The following is a 13,976-nucleotide window of genomic DNA, read 5'->3' as shown; positions in this document are numbered from 1 at the left end:
AGTTTTATATGACGAACAAAGACGTAAGCAAAGTTAAGCGCAAAGGCACTTTCAAAAGCGCGCCGTTGCCGGTTGAAGCCCACGTAGGCCCGGAACTGGCCGGCGAAGAGCTGGTAAAGGTTGCCGTGGCTGCCCTGGAGGACGTCAAGGCCCAGGATATCCAGGTGCTGGACGTGCGCGACAAGCAGAGCATCACCGACTTCATGATCATCGCCACCGGTACCTCGAACCGCCAGATCGGCGCGATGCTCGACAAGGTCCGCGAAGCCGTCAAAGCCCAAGGCGTGAAGCCGCTGGGTGAAGAAGGCAAGGGCGACAGCGACTGGGTGCTGCTGGACATGGACGATGTGATCGTTCACATGATGACCTCCAACGCCCGCCAGTTCTACGACCTGGAGCGTCTGTGGAAAGGCGCCGAGCAGAGCCGTGCCGCCGATGGCAAGCACCACAGCCCGGAAGTGGGCCACGCGCACTTCGACAAGCTGAACAAAGACCAGGAATAAGGAACGGCTGTGCGCCTGCGTCTGATTGCTGTCGGTTCACGCATGCCCAAGTGGGTGGAAGAAGGCTGGCACGAGTATGCCAAGCGTCTGCCCGCCGAGCTGTCGCTGGAACTGGTAGAGATACCGCTCAATACCCGGGGCAAGAATGCCGACGTGGCGCGCTTTATCCGTCAGGAAGGCGAAGCCATGCTGGCCAAGGTCGGCCCCAACGAGCGCATCGTCACCCTCGAAGTGCACGGCAAGCCCTGGAGCACCGAGCAGCTGGCGGTGGAACTGGATCGCTGGCGCCTGGACTCGCGTACGGTCAACTTCATGGTCGGCGGCCCCGAAGGGCTGGCGCCGGAAGTCTGTGCGCGGGCGGACCAGCGCTGGTCGCTGTCGGCGCTGACGCTGCCGCACCCGTTGGTAAGGATCCTGATCGGTGAACAGCTGTATCGCGCCTGGACAGTCCTGTCCGGGCACCCTTACCACAAATAATCTGCGCCCCTCCCGATGACCCAACCGATCCGCATCAAGGACCACGAGAAAGACGCACGTCTCGTACGCGCACGCGTGGTGTTTGGCGCGATCATGGTGGTGGCGTTGTTGGGCGTGCTGATCGCCCGTCTGTATTTCCTGCAGGTGATCCAGTACGACTATCACTCCACGCTGTCGGAAAACAACCGGGTGCATGTGCAGCCGATCCCGCCGACCCGTGGGCTGATTTTCGACCGTAATGGCGTGGTGGTGGCGGACAACCGGCCCAGCTTCAGCCTGAGCATGACCCGCGAGCGCTCTGGCGACTGGCAGCAGATCCTCGATGTGATCGTCGAGGTGCTGCAGCTGACGCCGGAAGACCGGGTGATCTTCGAGAAACGCATGAAGCAGGGGCGCCGGCCTTTCGAGCCGGTGCCGATCCTGTTCGAGCTGACCGAAGAGCAGATCGCGCGGATCGCGGTGAACCAGTTCCGCCTGCCGGGTGTGGAAGTGGTGGCGCAGTTGGTGCGGCATTACCCGCAGGGGCCGCACTTTGCTCACTCCGTCGGCTATATGGGGCGGATCAACGAGAAAGAGCTGAAAACCCTTGATCCGGTGAATTACAGCGGCACCCACCATATCGGCAAGACCGGCATCGAGCGTTTTTATGAGCCCGAGCTGCACGGCCAGGTGGGTTACGAGGAAGTCGAGACCAACGCCCGTGGCCGCGTGCTGCGGGTGCTCAAGCGCACCGACCCGGTACCGGGCAAGGACATCGTGCTGAGCCTGGACATCAAGTTGCAGGAAGCGGCGGAGATGGCCTTGGGCGGGCGTCGCGGCGCGGTGGTTGCCCTGGACCCGGCTACCGGTGAAGTCCTGGCGATGGTCAGCCAGCCGAGTTTCGACCCCAACCTGTTTGTGACCGGGATCAGCTTCAAGGCCTACGCCGAGTTGCGCGATTCCATTGATCGTCCGCTGTTCAATCGCGTGCTGCGCGGCCTGTACCCGCCGGGTTCGACCATCAAGCCGGCGGTGGCGATTGCCGGCCTGGACGCGGGTGTGGTTACCGCTTCCAGCCGCGTGTTCGACCCGGGCTACTACATGCTGCCCAACTACGATCACAAATACCGTAACTGGAACCGCACCGGCGACGGCTTTGTCGACCTGGACACCGCAATCATGCGCTCCAACGACACCTATTTTTACGACCTGGCCCATAAGCTCGGGATCGATCGCCTCTCTGCCTACATGGGCAAGTTCGGCCTCGGCCAGAAAGTCTCCCTGGACATGTTCGAAGAGTCCCCCGGCCTGATGCCGTCGCGGGAGTGGAAGCGCGCAACCCGCCGCCAGGCGTGGTTCCCGGGCGAAACTCTGATCCTCGGTATCGGCCAGGGCTACATGCAGGCCACGCCGCTGCAACTGGCCCAGGCCACGGCGTTGGTCGCCAACAAAGGCATCTGGAACCGTCCGCACCTGGCCAAGACCATCGAGGGCGAGAAGCCCCTGGATGAAAACCCGATCCCGAACATCGTGCTGCGCGATCCGTCCGACTGGACCAAGGTCAACCATGGCATGCAGCAAGTGATGCACGGTGCACGCGGCACCGCACGCAAGGCGGCCATTGGTGCGCAGTACCGCATTGCCGGCAAGAGCGGTACTGCCCAGGTGGTGGCGATCAAGCAGGGCGAAAAATACGACCGCTCCAAGGTTCAGGAACGCCACCGCGACCACGCCTTGTTTGTCGGCTTTGCCCCGGCGGACGACCCGAAAATCGTGGTCGCGGTGATGGTCGAGAACGGCGAGTCCGGCTCCGGCGTCGCGGCGCCCGTGGTGCGCCAGGTGATGGACGCCTGGCTGCTGGCCGACGACGGCAGGCTCAAGCCCGAATATGGCGGCCCCCCTTCAAGCACCGAGGTTACGGCCCGTGAAGAGTAATTTTGACCGCATCCTCTCCAGTGAGGATGTGATGCGTCGCCGTGCGACGTTGCTGCAACGCATGCACATTGATGGCCCGCTGCTGATCCTGCTGCTGACCCTGGCGGCCGGCAGCCTGTTCGTGCTGTATTCGGCCAGCGGCAAGAACTGGGACCTGCTGATCAAGCAGGCGTCGTCGTTCGGCCTGGGCTTGTTGTCGATGGTGGTGATCGCCCAGCTCGAGCCGCGTTTCATGGCGCGCTGGGTGCCGTTGGGCTACGTCGCCGGGGTGTTGTTGCTGGTGGTGGTCGACGTGATGGGCCACAACGCCATGGGTGCGACCCGCTGGATCAACATCCCGGGGGTGATTCGCTTCCAACCGTCGGAATTCATGAAGATCCTGATGCCCGCGACCATTGCCTGGTACCTGTCCAAGCGCACCTTGCCGCCGCAGCTCAAACATGTGGGCATCAGCCTGATCCTGATTGGCGTGCCGTTCATCCTGATCGTGCGCCAACCCGACCTCGGCACCTCGCTGCTGATCCTGGCGGGTGGCGCGTTCGTGCTGTTCATGGGCGGCTTGCGCTGGCGCTGGATCCTCAGCGTGCTTGCCGCTGCCGTGCCGGTGGCCGTGGCCATGTGGTTCTTCTTTATGCACGACTACCAGAAGCAGCGGATCCTCACGTTCCTCGACCCGGAAAGCGATCCGCTGGGTACCGGCTGGAACATCATCCAGTCGAAGGCCGCCATCGGCTCCGGCGGGGTATTTGGTAAGGGTTGGTTACTGGGCACCCAGTCGCACCTGGACTTTTTGCCCGAGAGCCACACCGACTTCATTATTGCGGTGATGGGCGAAGAGTTCGGCCTGGTGGGCATTTGCGCGCTGTTGCTGATCTATCTGCTGTTGATTGGTCGCGGCCTGGTGATCACCGCGCAGGCGCAGACGCTGTTCGGCAAATTGCTCGCCGGCGCCCTGACCATGACTTTTTTTGTTTACGTTTTCGTCAACATCGGTATGGTCAGTGGCCTGTTGCCGGTGGTTGGGGTGCCGTTGCCATTCATTAGCTACGGCGGAACTTCGCTGGTGACATTGCTGTCAGCGTTTGGGGTTTTGATGTCGATTCATACGCATCGCAAATGGATCGCACAGGTTTGAATAAGGTGAAGATGTCAATGCAAGTAATGCGCGGCTGGGCGACTCGGCACGCGTCCTGGATGGGCCTGATTGGGCTGCTGGGCGCAACGCAGGAGGCGCAGGCCGGTGACTATGATGGTTCACCCCAGGTCGCCGAATTTGTCGGTGAGATGACCCGCGACTATGGTTTCGCCGGTGAACAGCTGATGGGCGTGTTCCGCGAAGCCCAGAAAAAGCAGGCGATCCTCGACGCCATCTCGCGCCCCGCCGAACGTGTGAAGCAGTGGAAGGAATATCGCCCGATGTTCCTCACCGACGCCCGCGTGGCCCGTGGTGTGGACTTCTGGCGCCAGCACGAGGCCGTGCTGGCCCGCGCCGAGCAGGAGTACGGCGTGCCGGCCCAGGTCATCGTTGCGATCATTGGCATTGAAACCTTCTACGGGCGCAATACCGGCAGCTATCGGGTGATCGACGCCTTGTCGACCCTGGGCTTCGATTATCCGCCCCGCGCCGAGTTCTTCCGCAAGGAACTGCGCGAATTCCTGCTGCTGGCCCGCGAAGAGCAGGTCGACCCGCTGAGCCTCAAAGGTTCCTATGCCGGTGCGATGGGCTTGCCGCAGTTCATGCCGAGCAGCTTCCGCGCCTATGCAGTGGACTTCGACGGCGACGGGCATATCAATATCTGGAGCAACCCCGACGACGCCGTCGGCAGCGTGGCCAGCTACTTCAAGCGCCATGGCTGGGTCGCCGGCGAGCCGGTGGTGATCCGCGCCGATGTCAGTGGGGACCGCGTCGATGAAGGTCTGACTCAGGGCATCGAGCCGGCCAAGACGGTCGGGGAGTTGCGGGCGCTGGGCTGGTCGAGTCAGAATGCGCTGCCTGACGATATGCCGGTCACGGCATTCCGCCTTGAGGGCGAAAACGGCCCGGAATACTGGATGGGCCTGAAGAATTTCTACGCAATCACGCGTTATAACCGCAGTGTGATGTACGCCATGGCCGTGCATCAGCTGTCAGACATGCTGGTCCAAGCACGGGGCACTAAGTAATGCGGGCATCGCCGTTCAATCAACCGCTCAAGCTGGTGGCGTTCGTCGCGTTGTCCCTGCTGGTCGTCAGTTGCTCCACCAGCCGCGGTCCGGCGCAGAAGTCCGGGGGCACCGCAGTTCGTTCCCAGCCGGGCCTGGACATCAACCGTGCGCACAAAGACGGCGCGCCGTGGTGGGATGTCGATGTGTCGAAGATCCCGGACGCCACGCCCACCCTGCACACCGGTGCCTACAAGGCCAACCCGTACACCGTGCTGGGCAAGACCTATTTCCCGTTGCAGGACTCCAAGACCTACGTGCAATCGGGCACGGCGTCCTGGTACGGCACCAAGTTCCATGGCCAGAACACTGCCAACGGCGAAGTGTATGACCTGTATGGCATGAGTGCGGCGCACAAGACCCTGCCGCTGCCGAGCTATGTGCGGGTGACCAACCTGGACAACAACCGCACGGTGATCCTGCGCGTCAACGACCGTGGCCCGTTTTACTCGGACCGTATCATCGACCTGTCCTACGCCGCCGCCAAGAAACTCGGCTACGCCGAAACCGGCACTGCGCGGGTCAAGGTCGAAGGCATCGACCCGGCGCAGTACTGGGCCCAGCGCGGCAAGCCGGCGCCGTTGATGCTCAACGAGCCGCAGACACCACAACCGCAAATTACCGCATCGGCCGGCAAGGTCGAGCAGTGGACACCGCCGCCACAGCAGCACGCCCCGGACACCGTGGCTGTGCCGCAGGCTGCCCAGGGCGCGTCGCTGGCTGGCGGCCAATACTTGCAGGTGGGCGCTTTCGCCAACCCGGATGCGGCAGAACTGTTAAGGTCCAAGCTCAGCAGCATGGTCAACGCGCCGGTCTTCATCAGTTCCATCGTGCGTAACCAGCAGACATTGCACCGTGTGCGCATGGGCCCGATCGGCTCGCCGAGCGAAGTGGCGCAAGTGCAGAACAGCGTGCGCCTGGCCAACCTGGGGCAACCCAGCGTGGTCACCGCTGAATAAACAGAATTGATGGTTCTGGCCCGTGTGCGGGGCAGGGCTGTGGTTGTTGGCTCGTTGAACAATAAAAACCCGGGGGCAAGGGGTGAGCGGGCAACCGAACACGTGACAGTCTGGTAGCGGGCTGTCTGAATAAGTTTTGCCCGCGAGGGCAAGTTTCCATAAGCAATTTCGAGAGACGGATGAACATCACCACCTTAGCCAAACGCACGTGCCTGCTTCTTTCGCTGATCATCACCCCGGCCGCCTGGGCGGTTGAAATGGTGCCGGCTTCCCCGCAACTGGCTGCCAAGGCCTGGGTCCTCATGGATGCCGCCAGCGGCAACGTGCTGGTCGAGAACAACGGTGACCAGCGCCTGCCACCGGCCAGCCTGACCAAACTGATGACCGCCTACATCGCGACCCTGGAAATCCGTCGCGGCCAGATCGGCGAGAACGACCCGGTTACCGTCAGTGAAAACGCCTGGCGTACCGGCGGTTCGCGGATGTTCATCAAGGTGGGTTCGCAGGTGACTGTGAGCGACCTGCTGCACGGCATCATCATCCAGTCCGGTAACGACGCCAGCGTCGCCCTGGCCGAGCACATCGCCGGCAGCGAAGACGCGTTCGCCGACATGATGAACAAAACCGTGGCCGACCTGGGCATGACCAACAGCCACTTCATGAACCCGACCGGCCTGCCGAACCCGGAGCACTACTCGTCGGCGCACGACATGGCGATCCTGGCGCGCGCGATCATTCGTGTCGACCCGGTGCACTACGCGATCTACTCCCAGAAGGAGTTCTTCTGGAACAACATCAAGCAGCCTAACCGCAACCTGCTGCTGTGGCGCGACAAGACCGTCGACGGTCTGAAAACCGGCCACACCGAAGAAGCCGGCTACTGCATGGTGTCGTCCGCTGTGCGCGACGGCCAACGCCTGATCGCCGTAGTCTTCGGCACCAACAGCGAGCAGGCCCGTGCGGCCGAGACGCAGAAACTGCTGACCTACGGTTTCCGTTTCTTCGAAACCCAGACCTTCTACCAGAAGGGTACTGAGCTGGCGACCGCGCCGGTGTGGAAGGGCGCTACCTCCCAAGTCAAGGCTGGCCTGGCTGAAGACCTGACCCTGACCATGCCTAAAGGCCAGCTGAAGAAGCTGGCTGCCAGCATGACCATGAACCCGCAACTGGTTGCGCCCATCGCCAAGGGCGACGTGATCGGTAAAGTCGAAGTGAAGCTGGACGACAAGGTGGTGCACAGCGCCGACCTGATCGCCCTGGACGCCGTCGACGAAGGTGGTATCTTCCGCCGCGTGTGGGATAGCATCCGTCTATTCTTCTACAGCCTGTTCAACTGATTGTGTGCACCTGCAAAGCCCCGTGTTGATCCGACGCGGGGCTTTGCCCGTCGCCACGGCTTACGCTTACGAGGCCGTTACGCCATGACCGATAAAGAAGCAGAAGTAAAGGCGCCCAAGATCGAATTCCCAGTGACGGATTATCCCGTCAAGGTGATCAGCGATACCGGCGTGGGCCGTAAGGACACGATTCTCGCGATCGTTCGCAAATACGCGACGATCAATGACAACCGCGTGGACGAGCGTCAAAGCTCCACCGGCAAATACACCACGATCCAGTTGCACATCGTTGCGACGGATCAGGACCAGCTCTACAACATCAACAGCGAACTGCGGGCCACCGGCTTCGTGCACATGGTGCTGTGATGTCACAGGTTCTGGGCTTTCGCGAGCTCGGCCGGATGGACTACGAGCCCGTCTGGCACGCCATGCAGCGCTTCACTAATGAGCGCGGCACGTCGGCCCCCGATGAGATCTGGCTGGTGGAACACCCGCCCGTGTTCACCCAGGGCCAGGCCGGCAAGGCCGAACATCTGCTGCTGCCGGGGGAAATTCCGGTGGTGCAGGTCGACCGAGGTGGCCAAGTGACTTACCATGGGCCCGGCCAACTCGTGGCTTATTTGCTGCTGGATGTGCGCAAGCTGGGGTTTGGCGTGCGCGACCTGGTCAGCCGCATGGAGGCTTGCCTGATCGAGCTGCTGGCCAGTTACGGAGTGACTGCTGCGGCCAAGCCGGATGCGCCGGGTGTGTACGTTGATGGCGCGAAGATCGCCTCCCTGGGGCTGCGGATCCGCCACGGTTGCTCTTTTCATGGCCTGGCCCTGAACGTGGACATGGACCTGGCACCGTTCCGGCGGATCAACCCGTGTGGCTATGCCGGGTTGGCGATGACGCAACTGAGCGACCACGCCACACCGATTAAATTTGCCGAGGTAAGTGCCCGGCTGCGTGCGCAGCTCGTCAAACACCTCGACTATGCTGAGCAGACGACCCTTACGGGCGGAATCGACTGATTATGACTACTGATGCAGTGCAAACCATGATCCCGACGGTGGACGTTACCGAACGCCCAGCCCCGGTCCCGCGTGCCAAGGTAGAAGCCGGCGTCAAGCTGCGCGGCGCCGAGAAGGTTGCACGCATCCCGGTGAAGATCATTCCGACCACCGAACTGCCGAAGAAACCCGACTGGATCCGCGTGCGCATCCCGGTTTCGCCGGAAGTCGACCGTATCAAGGCGCTGCTGCGCAAACACAAGCTGCACAGCGTCTGCGAAGAGGCCTCCTGCCCGAACCTGGGCGAGTGCTTCTCCGGCGGCACCGCCACCTTCATGATCATGGGTGACATCTGCACCCGTCGTTGCCCGTTCTGCGACGTTGGCCACGGTCGTCCGAAGCCACTGGACGTCAACGAGCCGGAAAGCCTGGCCATCGCCATCGCCGACCTGCGCCTCAAGTACGTGGTGATCACCTCGGTAGACCGCGACGACCTGCGTGACGGCGGTGCCCAGCACTTTGCCGACTGCATCCGCGAAATCCGCAAGCTGTCGCCGAACGTGATGCTCGAAACCCTGGTGCCGGACTACCGCGGTCGCATGGACGTGGCGCTGGAAATCACCGCAGCCGAGCCGCCGGATGTGTTCAACCACAACCTGGAAACCGTGCCACGCCTGTACAAGGCCGCGCGTCCGGGTTCGGACTACCAGTGGTCGCTGACCCTGCTGCAGAAATTCAAGCAGATGATGCCGCACATCCCGACCAAGTCCGGCTTGATGCTGGGCCTGGGCGAGACCGACGAAGAAGTCATCGAAGTCATGAAGCGCATGCGCGAACACGACATCGACATGCTGACCCTCGGCCAGTACCTCCAACCGTCCCGCAGCCACTTGCCGGTGCAGCGTTTCGTGCACCCGGACACCTTCGCCTGGTTCGCCGAGGAAGGCTACAAGATGGGCTTCAAGAACGTGGCGTCTGGCCCGCTGGTGCGTTCTTCGTACCATGCGGACGAGCAGGCCAAGCTGGTCAAGGCAAGCCTGGTTTCCTGATAGCGCTGTGAGCGGCACCGCAGGTTAATGTGGGAGGGGGCTTGCCCCCGATAGCGGACTGTCAGTCAGCACTTCTGATACTGATACACCGCCATCGGGGACAAGCCCCCTCCCACAGTTGTTTCGCGTTAGCCAAGGAGAGTCGTGGATGACCGCTGCAGTACCTGCCCTCCGTAGCGAAGGCACCATCGCCCTGATCGCCCCCGCCGGCCCCGCGACCCTGGACGTTGAAAGAGCCGGCCAATGGATGCGCACCCGCGGCTACGACCTGCGCATCTTCCCGGGTGTCTATGAACGCGACGGCTACCTCGCCGGCAGCGATAAAACCCGCCTCAACGACCTGCACAAAGCTTTCGCCGACCCTGAAATCGACGCCATCTTCTGCCTGCGTGGCGGCTACGGCACGCCGCGCCTGCTCGATAGCCTGGACTTCGACCTGCTACGCGCCAATGCCAAACCCTTCGTGGGTTACAGCGACATCACCGCGCTGCACCTGGCAATCAGCCGTTACGCCGGCTTCGTGACCTTCCATGGGCCGATGCTCAACGCCGATCTCTTGGGCGACAAGCAACCACCTACCGAGTCTTCATTGTTCGGCATGCTGCGCGGCCAGTTGGGCGCTGGTAGCGAGTTGATGCACCCCGTGGCGTACCCGCTGACCACAATCGAGCCTGGCATTGCCTGTGGACGCTTGCTGGGTGGCAATCTGTCGATGATCGCGGCAGTCATGGGCACACCCTTTGAGATCGACGCAGATGGCATCATCCTGTTGATCGAGGACGTCAACGAGCCGATCTACCGTATCGACCGCCTGCTGACGCACCTGCGCCTGGCGGGCAAGCTGGAGCAGGTCGCCGGCGTGCTGGTAGGGGACGTGGCGGGTGTAGATCAGGGTGCGCTGGAGCGCTTGCTCAAGCAGACCTTCGAGCCATTGCGCATCCCGGTGTTGTCCGGTTGGCGCAGTGGGCATTGCGACCCGAACCTGACGTTGCCGATGGGCGCATTGGTGCGGTTGGATGCGGGGGAGCAGCGGGTGGTGTTGGAGCAGGATGTGGTGTTCAAAGCCTGAGCTTTTTAGTCTGTCAGTCCGTCATCGGGGGCAAGCCCCCTCCCACAATGGAGTGCTGTTGGAATGTGGGAGGGGGCTTGCCCCCGATAGCGATAGCCGCCATAGGCAGATCTATCGATTCTGCAACGACTCCAGCAGCTTCACCGTCGGATACCCATCCGCCGGCCAGCCCAAGGCCTGCTGCGCCGCACGAATCGCCTTGCGCGTATTGGCGCCGATAATCCCATCCGGGTTGCCCGCGTCATAGCCGTTGGCACTCAAGGCCGTCTGCAAGTCGATGCGCTGCGAGCGGCTCAATGGCAGCTCATCCTTCGGCCAATCGCCACGAATCACTCCACCGCCACCAAAGCGTTCCGACAACAAGCCAACCGCCAGTGCATAGGACGAAGAGTTGTTGTACTTGAGGATCGCACGGAAGTTATCCAGCACCAGGAACGCCGGGCCACGGTAGCCGGCCGGCAACAGCAGCGCAGCTGAGAGTTGGTCGACGTTGGGCGGCATGCTTGCGCCTGGCGGCAGTTGGATACCCAGTTTCAGCCATTCTGCGACCGTCTTGCGGATGCCGCCATCGGCCAGGGCGTAATCGAAGTTCGCCGGCAGTTGTTTCACTTCGAAACCCCACGGTTGGCCTTTCTGCCAGCCGGAGCTCTGCAGGTAGTGTGCGGTGGAGGCGAGGGCGTCTGACGGGCTGTTCCAGATATCGCGGCGACCGTCGCCATCGAAGTCGACGGCGTGGGTGTTGTAGGTGGTTGGGATAAATTGGGTCTGGCCCATGGCGCCGGCCCAGGAACCTTTCATCTGGTCGGCCTGGATATCGCCGTGCTGGATGATCTGCAGCGCCGCCAGCAATTGCGCCTGGGCAAATGCCGGGCGGCGGCCTTCGTAGGCCAGGGTCGCCAGCGAGCGGATCACCGAGTTGTTGCCCTGGAACTGGCCGAAGTTACTTTCCATGCCCCATACCGACACCAGCGCCTGGCGGTCGACGCCATAACGTTGTTCGATGCTTTGCAGGATGTCGGCGTACTTGACCAGCAACGCCTGGCCGTTGCGCACGCGCACGGGCGACAGGGCACCGTCGAGGTATTCCCACACCGGGCGGGAAAACTCCGGCTGGCTGCGGTCGGCGCGGATCACCGCCATGTCGGGGGTAACGTTGGCGAATGCGTTGTCGAACACGGCGGCGGTGATGCCGGCCTGCAGGGCTTGCACGCGGAAGGCCGCCTGCCATTCGGCGAAGGTCTGGGTCGGCTGGATATCAAGATTATCCACAGCCAGCGGGGCCACGACAGCGGGCGCAACCGCAGGGGCGGTCTGGAGCTTGGGCAGCGGTTGAGCGTCGGCGGCGGTGGGTTTCTCCGCACAGGCGACGAGCAGGATGAGGCTGGAGGCAGCGATCAGTTGGCGAAAGTGCCAACGACGGGAAAGACTAGAGGGCATGCACAGGTCCAGGGATTGCAAATCAGGTGCAGACCTTATCATGCCAGAGGGCTGCTTGCCTTCAGGCAGCCAGAAAGTAAGAAGCCTCCCAGCTTTTAGACTGGAAGGCTTCGCGGCGGTAGCTGCCTTTGCCCTTGCCGGCGCGTTCCTGACGGCTACGGAACAGTGGCTGGGCGATGATGGATTTGGCCTTGTTGGGGCCATGCTTGGATGGCTTTTTGCTCATGGTCGTTACTCTCGTTGGGTGGTTGAAACGGTGCAAATCATCTGCCGATGTTGCGCCGCTGTAAAGCCCTTCGAGAGGTAGGACTATTCTGCCGGCAATGTCAGGCGCTGGCCGGCCATCAACAATGATAAACGGCTCAGGCTCATCCACGGCGAACCCGCCGCCTGGCCCTTGATCTGCGCGTCGATGCGTTGCGCTTCCAGCAGCAATTGCGCCCAGCGTTGCGCCGAGTGCCGCTGCAGTGCTTTGCTCATCAAGGGTTTGCGCTTGTCCCACACCGGTGGCTTGGCCTGGCTGAAGCATTTGTCCAGCGGCGTACCCTGGCTATATTGCAGGGCAATATTGGCCAGCACCCGCAGTTCCCGGGCCAGGGCCCAGAGAATCACCGGCGGTTCCACACCTTCGCCGCGCAGGCCTTCGAGCATGCGCAGGGCGTGGGCGGGCTCACCGTTGAGGATCGCATCCACCAGCCCGAACACATCAAAGCGTGCACTGTCAGCCACGGCGCCCTGGACGGTCTCGACGGTAATCTGCCCGTCTTCGGCCATCAGCTTGAGCTTTTCGATCTCCTGGGCAGCGGCCAGCAAATTGCCTTCAACCCGGGCGGCGATCAACTCCACTGCGTCCTGGGTCGCCGACAGTCCCGACTGCGACAGCCGCTGGCGAATCCATTGCGGCAACTGGCTGCTGTCCACCGGCCAGATCTGGATGAACTGGGTCTGCGCCCCTTCCACCAGGGCCTTGCCCCACTTGGTTTTCTGCGCGCTGCCATCAAGCTTGGGCAGGCTGATCAACAGCACGGTGTCTTCAGCGGGGCGCGAGCAGTATTCCATCAGGGCGGCCGCGCCTTTGTCGCCAGGCTTGCCCGAAGGCAGGCGCAGTTCCAGCAGGCGCTTCTCGGCAAACAGCGACATGCTCGCACCGGCCTGCAGCAGCGTGCCCCAGTCGAAGCTGGCGTCGGCGCTGAAGACCTGGCGTTCGTCGAAACCTTGCTGGCGTGCCGCCGTGCGAATGGCATCGGCGGCTTCCTGACACAGCAGCGGATCATCACCGCTGACAATGTAGACAGGCGCAAGGCCACCTTGCAGGTGTTTGGCGAGTTGGGCGGGGGCGAGTTTCATAGGCGGGATAAACGGGGCGCTTGGGGCGCCCCGTCCGGCTTACTCGACAGGGACTTCAACAGGCGACTGTTTCGGTGTGTTGTCTTCGTACTCTTGGGCGGCTTTCAGCGCGTCGGCGTCAGCCTTGGCCTTGTTGTCAGCTTGTTGCTGCAAGGCTTCCAGCTGCTGTGGCGTCAGGAACTGCAGGCGAACCATCATGCGCTGGATCAGTTCCCGGCGCATTTCCTTGCGCACCTGGACAACTTCCGAGTCCGAACCCACCAAGTTGTTGCCGTCGTGGCTGACAACCTTCTGCACCTGAACCTTGTCGCCCATCAACGGCTGATTATTCAGGCCTTGCACTTCAAAATTGAGCACCGTGCTCAGCTCGATATCCGACGCACGGCCGGCGCTGGCGTAGCTCAGGCTGCGCTGGGTTTCTTTCTCATCCACCAGCACCAGTTTGTAGGTCGCGCCGGTGTAGACGTGCACGCCGCTGTTTTCCAGGACCTGACGCAGTTGCACCACAGTATCGCCGTAAGCATTGCGGGCGCTGACGTCCAGTTCCTTGATCGCCAGTTGATTGGTGCCGGTGCCGCGTAGTTGGAAGCCGCAAGCGCTCAGCAGCACGGCAAGGCCCATCACCAGCAAATTGCGTTTGATCATTTTGTTGCTCCCCTTGAAACCATGTGGGCCTTATAGAGGCCCTGA

At 62.3% G+C, this 13,976-nt stretch carries 15 protein-coding genes; 11 read left to right on the top strand and 4 right to left on the bottom strand.

Annotation, left to right across the window (positions count from 1 at the left end; translation table 11 throughout):
* Positions 1-8: 8 nt before the first annotated feature.
* The 11 genes from rsfS to LUU92_RS25390 all read left to right on the top strand — a co-directional run bounded on the left by rsfS (position 9) and on the right by LUU92_RS25390 (position 10,502).
* Positions 9-503 carry a ribosome silencing factor gene (rsfS, locus tag LUU92_RS25440; protein WP_003176298.1) on the top strand — a complete coding sequence of 165 codons (495 nt, stop codon included), beginning with the start codon at positions 9-11 and terminating at the stop codon, positions 501-503.
* A gap of 9 nt (positions 504-512) precedes the next feature.
* A complete protein-coding gene (gene rlmH, locus LUU92_RS25435; protein WP_003176297.1) occupies positions 513-980 on the top strand; it encodes a 23S rRNA (pseudouridine(1915)-N(3))-methyltransferase RlmH in 468 nt (155 codons plus the stop codon).
* Between the two features lie 15 nt (positions 981-995).
* Positions 996-2,894, top strand: coding sequence for a penicillin-binding protein 2 (mrdA, locus tag LUU92_RS25430; protein WP_071489890.1), 1,899 nt, complete (start codon positions 996-998; stop codon positions 2,892-2,894).
* Between the two features lie 31 nt (positions 2,895-2,925).
* Positions 2,926-4,029: a rod shape-determining protein RodA gene (gene rodA / locus LUU92_RS25425; RefSeq protein ID WP_042570827.1), complete on the top strand. Its 1,104-nt coding sequence runs from the start codon at positions 2,926-2,928 to the stop codon at positions 4,027-4,029.
* 17 nt (positions 4,030-4,046) lie between these two features.
* Complete coding sequence (mltB, locus tag LUU92_RS25420) at positions 4,047-5,057, top strand: lytic murein transglycosylase B (RefSeq protein WP_071489891.1); 1,011 nt, start codon at positions 4,047-4,049, stop codon at positions 5,055-5,057.
* The gene (locus LUU92_RS25415; protein ID WP_071489892.1) at positions 5,057-6,055 is read left to right on the top strand and encodes a septal ring lytic transglycosylase RlpA family protein; all 999 of its coding nucleotides are present in this window, start codon (positions 5,057-5,059) and stop codon (positions 6,053-6,055) included. The genes mltB and LUU92_RS25415 overlap by 1 nt, the downstream gene beginning before the upstream one ends.
* A gap of 179 nt (positions 6,056-6,234) precedes the next feature.
* Positions 6,235-7,392 carry a D-alanyl-D-alanine carboxypeptidase family protein gene (locus tag LUU92_RS25410; protein ID WP_071489893.1) on the top strand — a complete coding sequence of 386 codons (1,158 nt, stop codon included), beginning with the start codon at positions 6,235-6,237 and terminating at the stop codon, positions 7,390-7,392.
* An 84-nt stretch (positions 7,393-7,476) separates the two neighbouring features.
* Positions 7,477-7,758, top strand: a complete 282-nt coding sequence (locus LUU92_RS25405) for a DUF493 domain-containing protein (RefSeq protein ID WP_071489894.1) — start codon at positions 7,477-7,479, stop codon at positions 7,756-7,758.
* The gene (gene lipB / locus LUU92_RS25400) at positions 7,758-8,405 is read left to right on the top strand and encodes a lipoyl(octanoyl) transferase LipB (RefSeq protein ID WP_071489895.1); all 648 of its coding nucleotides are present in this window, start codon (positions 7,758-7,760) and stop codon (positions 8,403-8,405) included. Before LUU92_RS25405 ends, lipB begins: the two co-directional genes overlap by 1 nt.
* 26 nt (positions 8,406-8,431) lie before the next feature.
* Positions 8,432-9,433 (top strand): lipoyl synthase, encoded by a 1,002-nt coding sequence (gene lipA, locus LUU92_RS25395; protein WP_162276411.1) that lies wholly within the window; start codon positions 8,432-8,434, stop codon positions 9,431-9,433.
* 148 nt (positions 9,434-9,581) lie between these two features.
* Positions 9,582-10,502: a S66 peptidase family protein gene (locus tag LUU92_RS25390; protein ID WP_257102809.1), complete on the top strand. Its 921-nt coding sequence runs from the start codon at positions 9,582-9,584 to the stop codon at positions 10,500-10,502.
* Between the two features lie 111 nt (positions 10,503-10,613).
* Here the strand turns inward: LUU92_RS25390 and LUU92_RS25385 are convergent, their stop codons facing one another.
* The 4 genes from LUU92_RS25385 to LUU92_RS25370 form a co-directional block, all read right to left on the bottom strand.
* Positions 10,614-11,939 carry a lytic murein transglycosylase gene (locus LUU92_RS25385; protein ID WP_071489898.1) on the bottom strand — a complete coding sequence of 442 codons (1,326 nt, stop codon included), beginning with the start codon at positions 11,937-11,939 and terminating at the stop codon, positions 10,614-10,616.
* A gap of 61 nt (positions 11,940-12,000) precedes the next feature.
* Positions 12,001-12,165, bottom strand: coding sequence for an alternative ribosome rescue factor ArfA (gene arfA / locus LUU92_RS25380; RefSeq protein ID WP_071489899.1), 165 nt, complete (start codon positions 12,163-12,165; stop codon positions 12,001-12,003).
* Between the two features lie 83 nt (positions 12,166-12,248).
* On the bottom strand, positions 12,249-13,286 hold the full coding sequence (holA, locus tag LUU92_RS25375; RefSeq protein WP_058427766.1) for a DNA polymerase III subunit delta: 1,038 nt from the start codon (positions 13,284-13,286) through the stop codon (positions 12,249-12,251).
* Between the two features lie 39 nt (positions 13,287-13,325).
* Complete coding sequence (locus tag LUU92_RS25370; RefSeq protein WP_071489900.1) at positions 13,326-13,931, bottom strand: LPS-assembly lipoprotein LptE; 606 nt, start codon at positions 13,929-13,931, stop codon at positions 13,326-13,328.
* Between the last annotated feature and the right edge of the window lie 45 nt (positions 13,932-13,976).

The organism is Pseudomonas extremorientalis, assembly GCF_024584605.1.
In the GTDB taxonomy this organism is placed as follows: domain Bacteria; phylum Pseudomonadota; class Gammaproteobacteria; order Pseudomonadales; family Pseudomonadaceae; genus Aquipseudomonas; species Aquipseudomonas extremorientalis.
The sequence above is the reverse complement of the archived record's forward strand: the minus strand, read 5'-3'. Positions and strand labels throughout refer to the sequence as shown.

What these genes read in the sequence shown, in the direction of transcription:
- arfA (WP_071489899.1), bottom strand. Translation starts at nt 12,165, where the DNA reads ATGAGCAAAAAGCCATCCAAGCATGGCCCCAACAAGGCCAAATCCATC.
- rodA (WP_042570827.1), top strand. Translation starts at nt 2,926, where the DNA reads ATGCGTCGCCGTGCGACGTTGCTGCAACGCATGCACATTGATGGCCCG.
- lipB (WP_071489895.1), top strand. Translation starts at nt 7,758, where the DNA reads ATGTCACAGGTTCTGGGCTTTCGCGAGCTCGGCCGGATGGACTACGAG.
- LUU92_RS25370 (WP_071489900.1), bottom strand. Translation starts at nt 13,931, where the DNA reads ATGATCAAACGCAATTTGCTGGTGATGGGCCTTGCCGTGCTGCTGAGC.
- holA (WP_058427766.1), bottom strand. Translation starts at nt 13,286, where the DNA reads ATGAAACTCGCCCCCGCCCAACTCGCCAAACACCTGCAAGGTGGCCTT.
- lipA (WP_162276411.1), top strand. Translation starts at nt 8,432, where the DNA reads ATGATCCCGACGGTGGACGTTACCGAACGCCCAGCCCCGGTCCCGCGT.
- LUU92_RS25385 (WP_071489898.1), bottom strand. Translation starts at nt 11,939, where the DNA reads ATGCCCTCTAGTCTTTCCCGTCGTTGGCACTTTCGCCAACTGATCGCT.
- rsfS (WP_003176298.1), top strand. Translation starts at nt 9, where the DNA reads ATGACGAACAAAGACGTAAGCAAAGTTAAGCGCAAAGGCACTTTCAAA.
- LUU92_RS25405 (WP_071489894.1), top strand. Translation starts at nt 7,477, where the DNA reads ATGACCGATAAAGAAGCAGAAGTAAAGGCGCCCAAGATCGAATTCCCA.
- LUU92_RS25390 (WP_257102809.1), top strand. Translation starts at nt 9,582, where the DNA reads ATGACCGCTGCAGTACCTGCCCTCCGTAGCGAAGGCACCATCGCCCTG.
- LUU92_RS25410 (WP_071489893.1), top strand. Translation starts at nt 6,235, where the DNA reads ATGAACATCACCACCTTAGCCAAACGCACGTGCCTGCTTCTTTCGCTG.
- mltB (WP_071489891.1), top strand. Translation starts at nt 4,047, where the DNA reads ATGCAAGTAATGCGCGGCTGGGCGACTCGGCACGCGTCCTGGATGGGC.
- LUU92_RS25415 (WP_071489892.1), top strand. Translation starts at nt 5,057, where the DNA reads ATGCGGGCATCGCCGTTCAATCAACCGCTCAAGCTGGTGGCGTTCGTC.
- mrdA (WP_071489890.1), top strand. Translation starts at nt 996, where the DNA reads ATGACCCAACCGATCCGCATCAAGGACCACGAGAAAGACGCACGTCTC.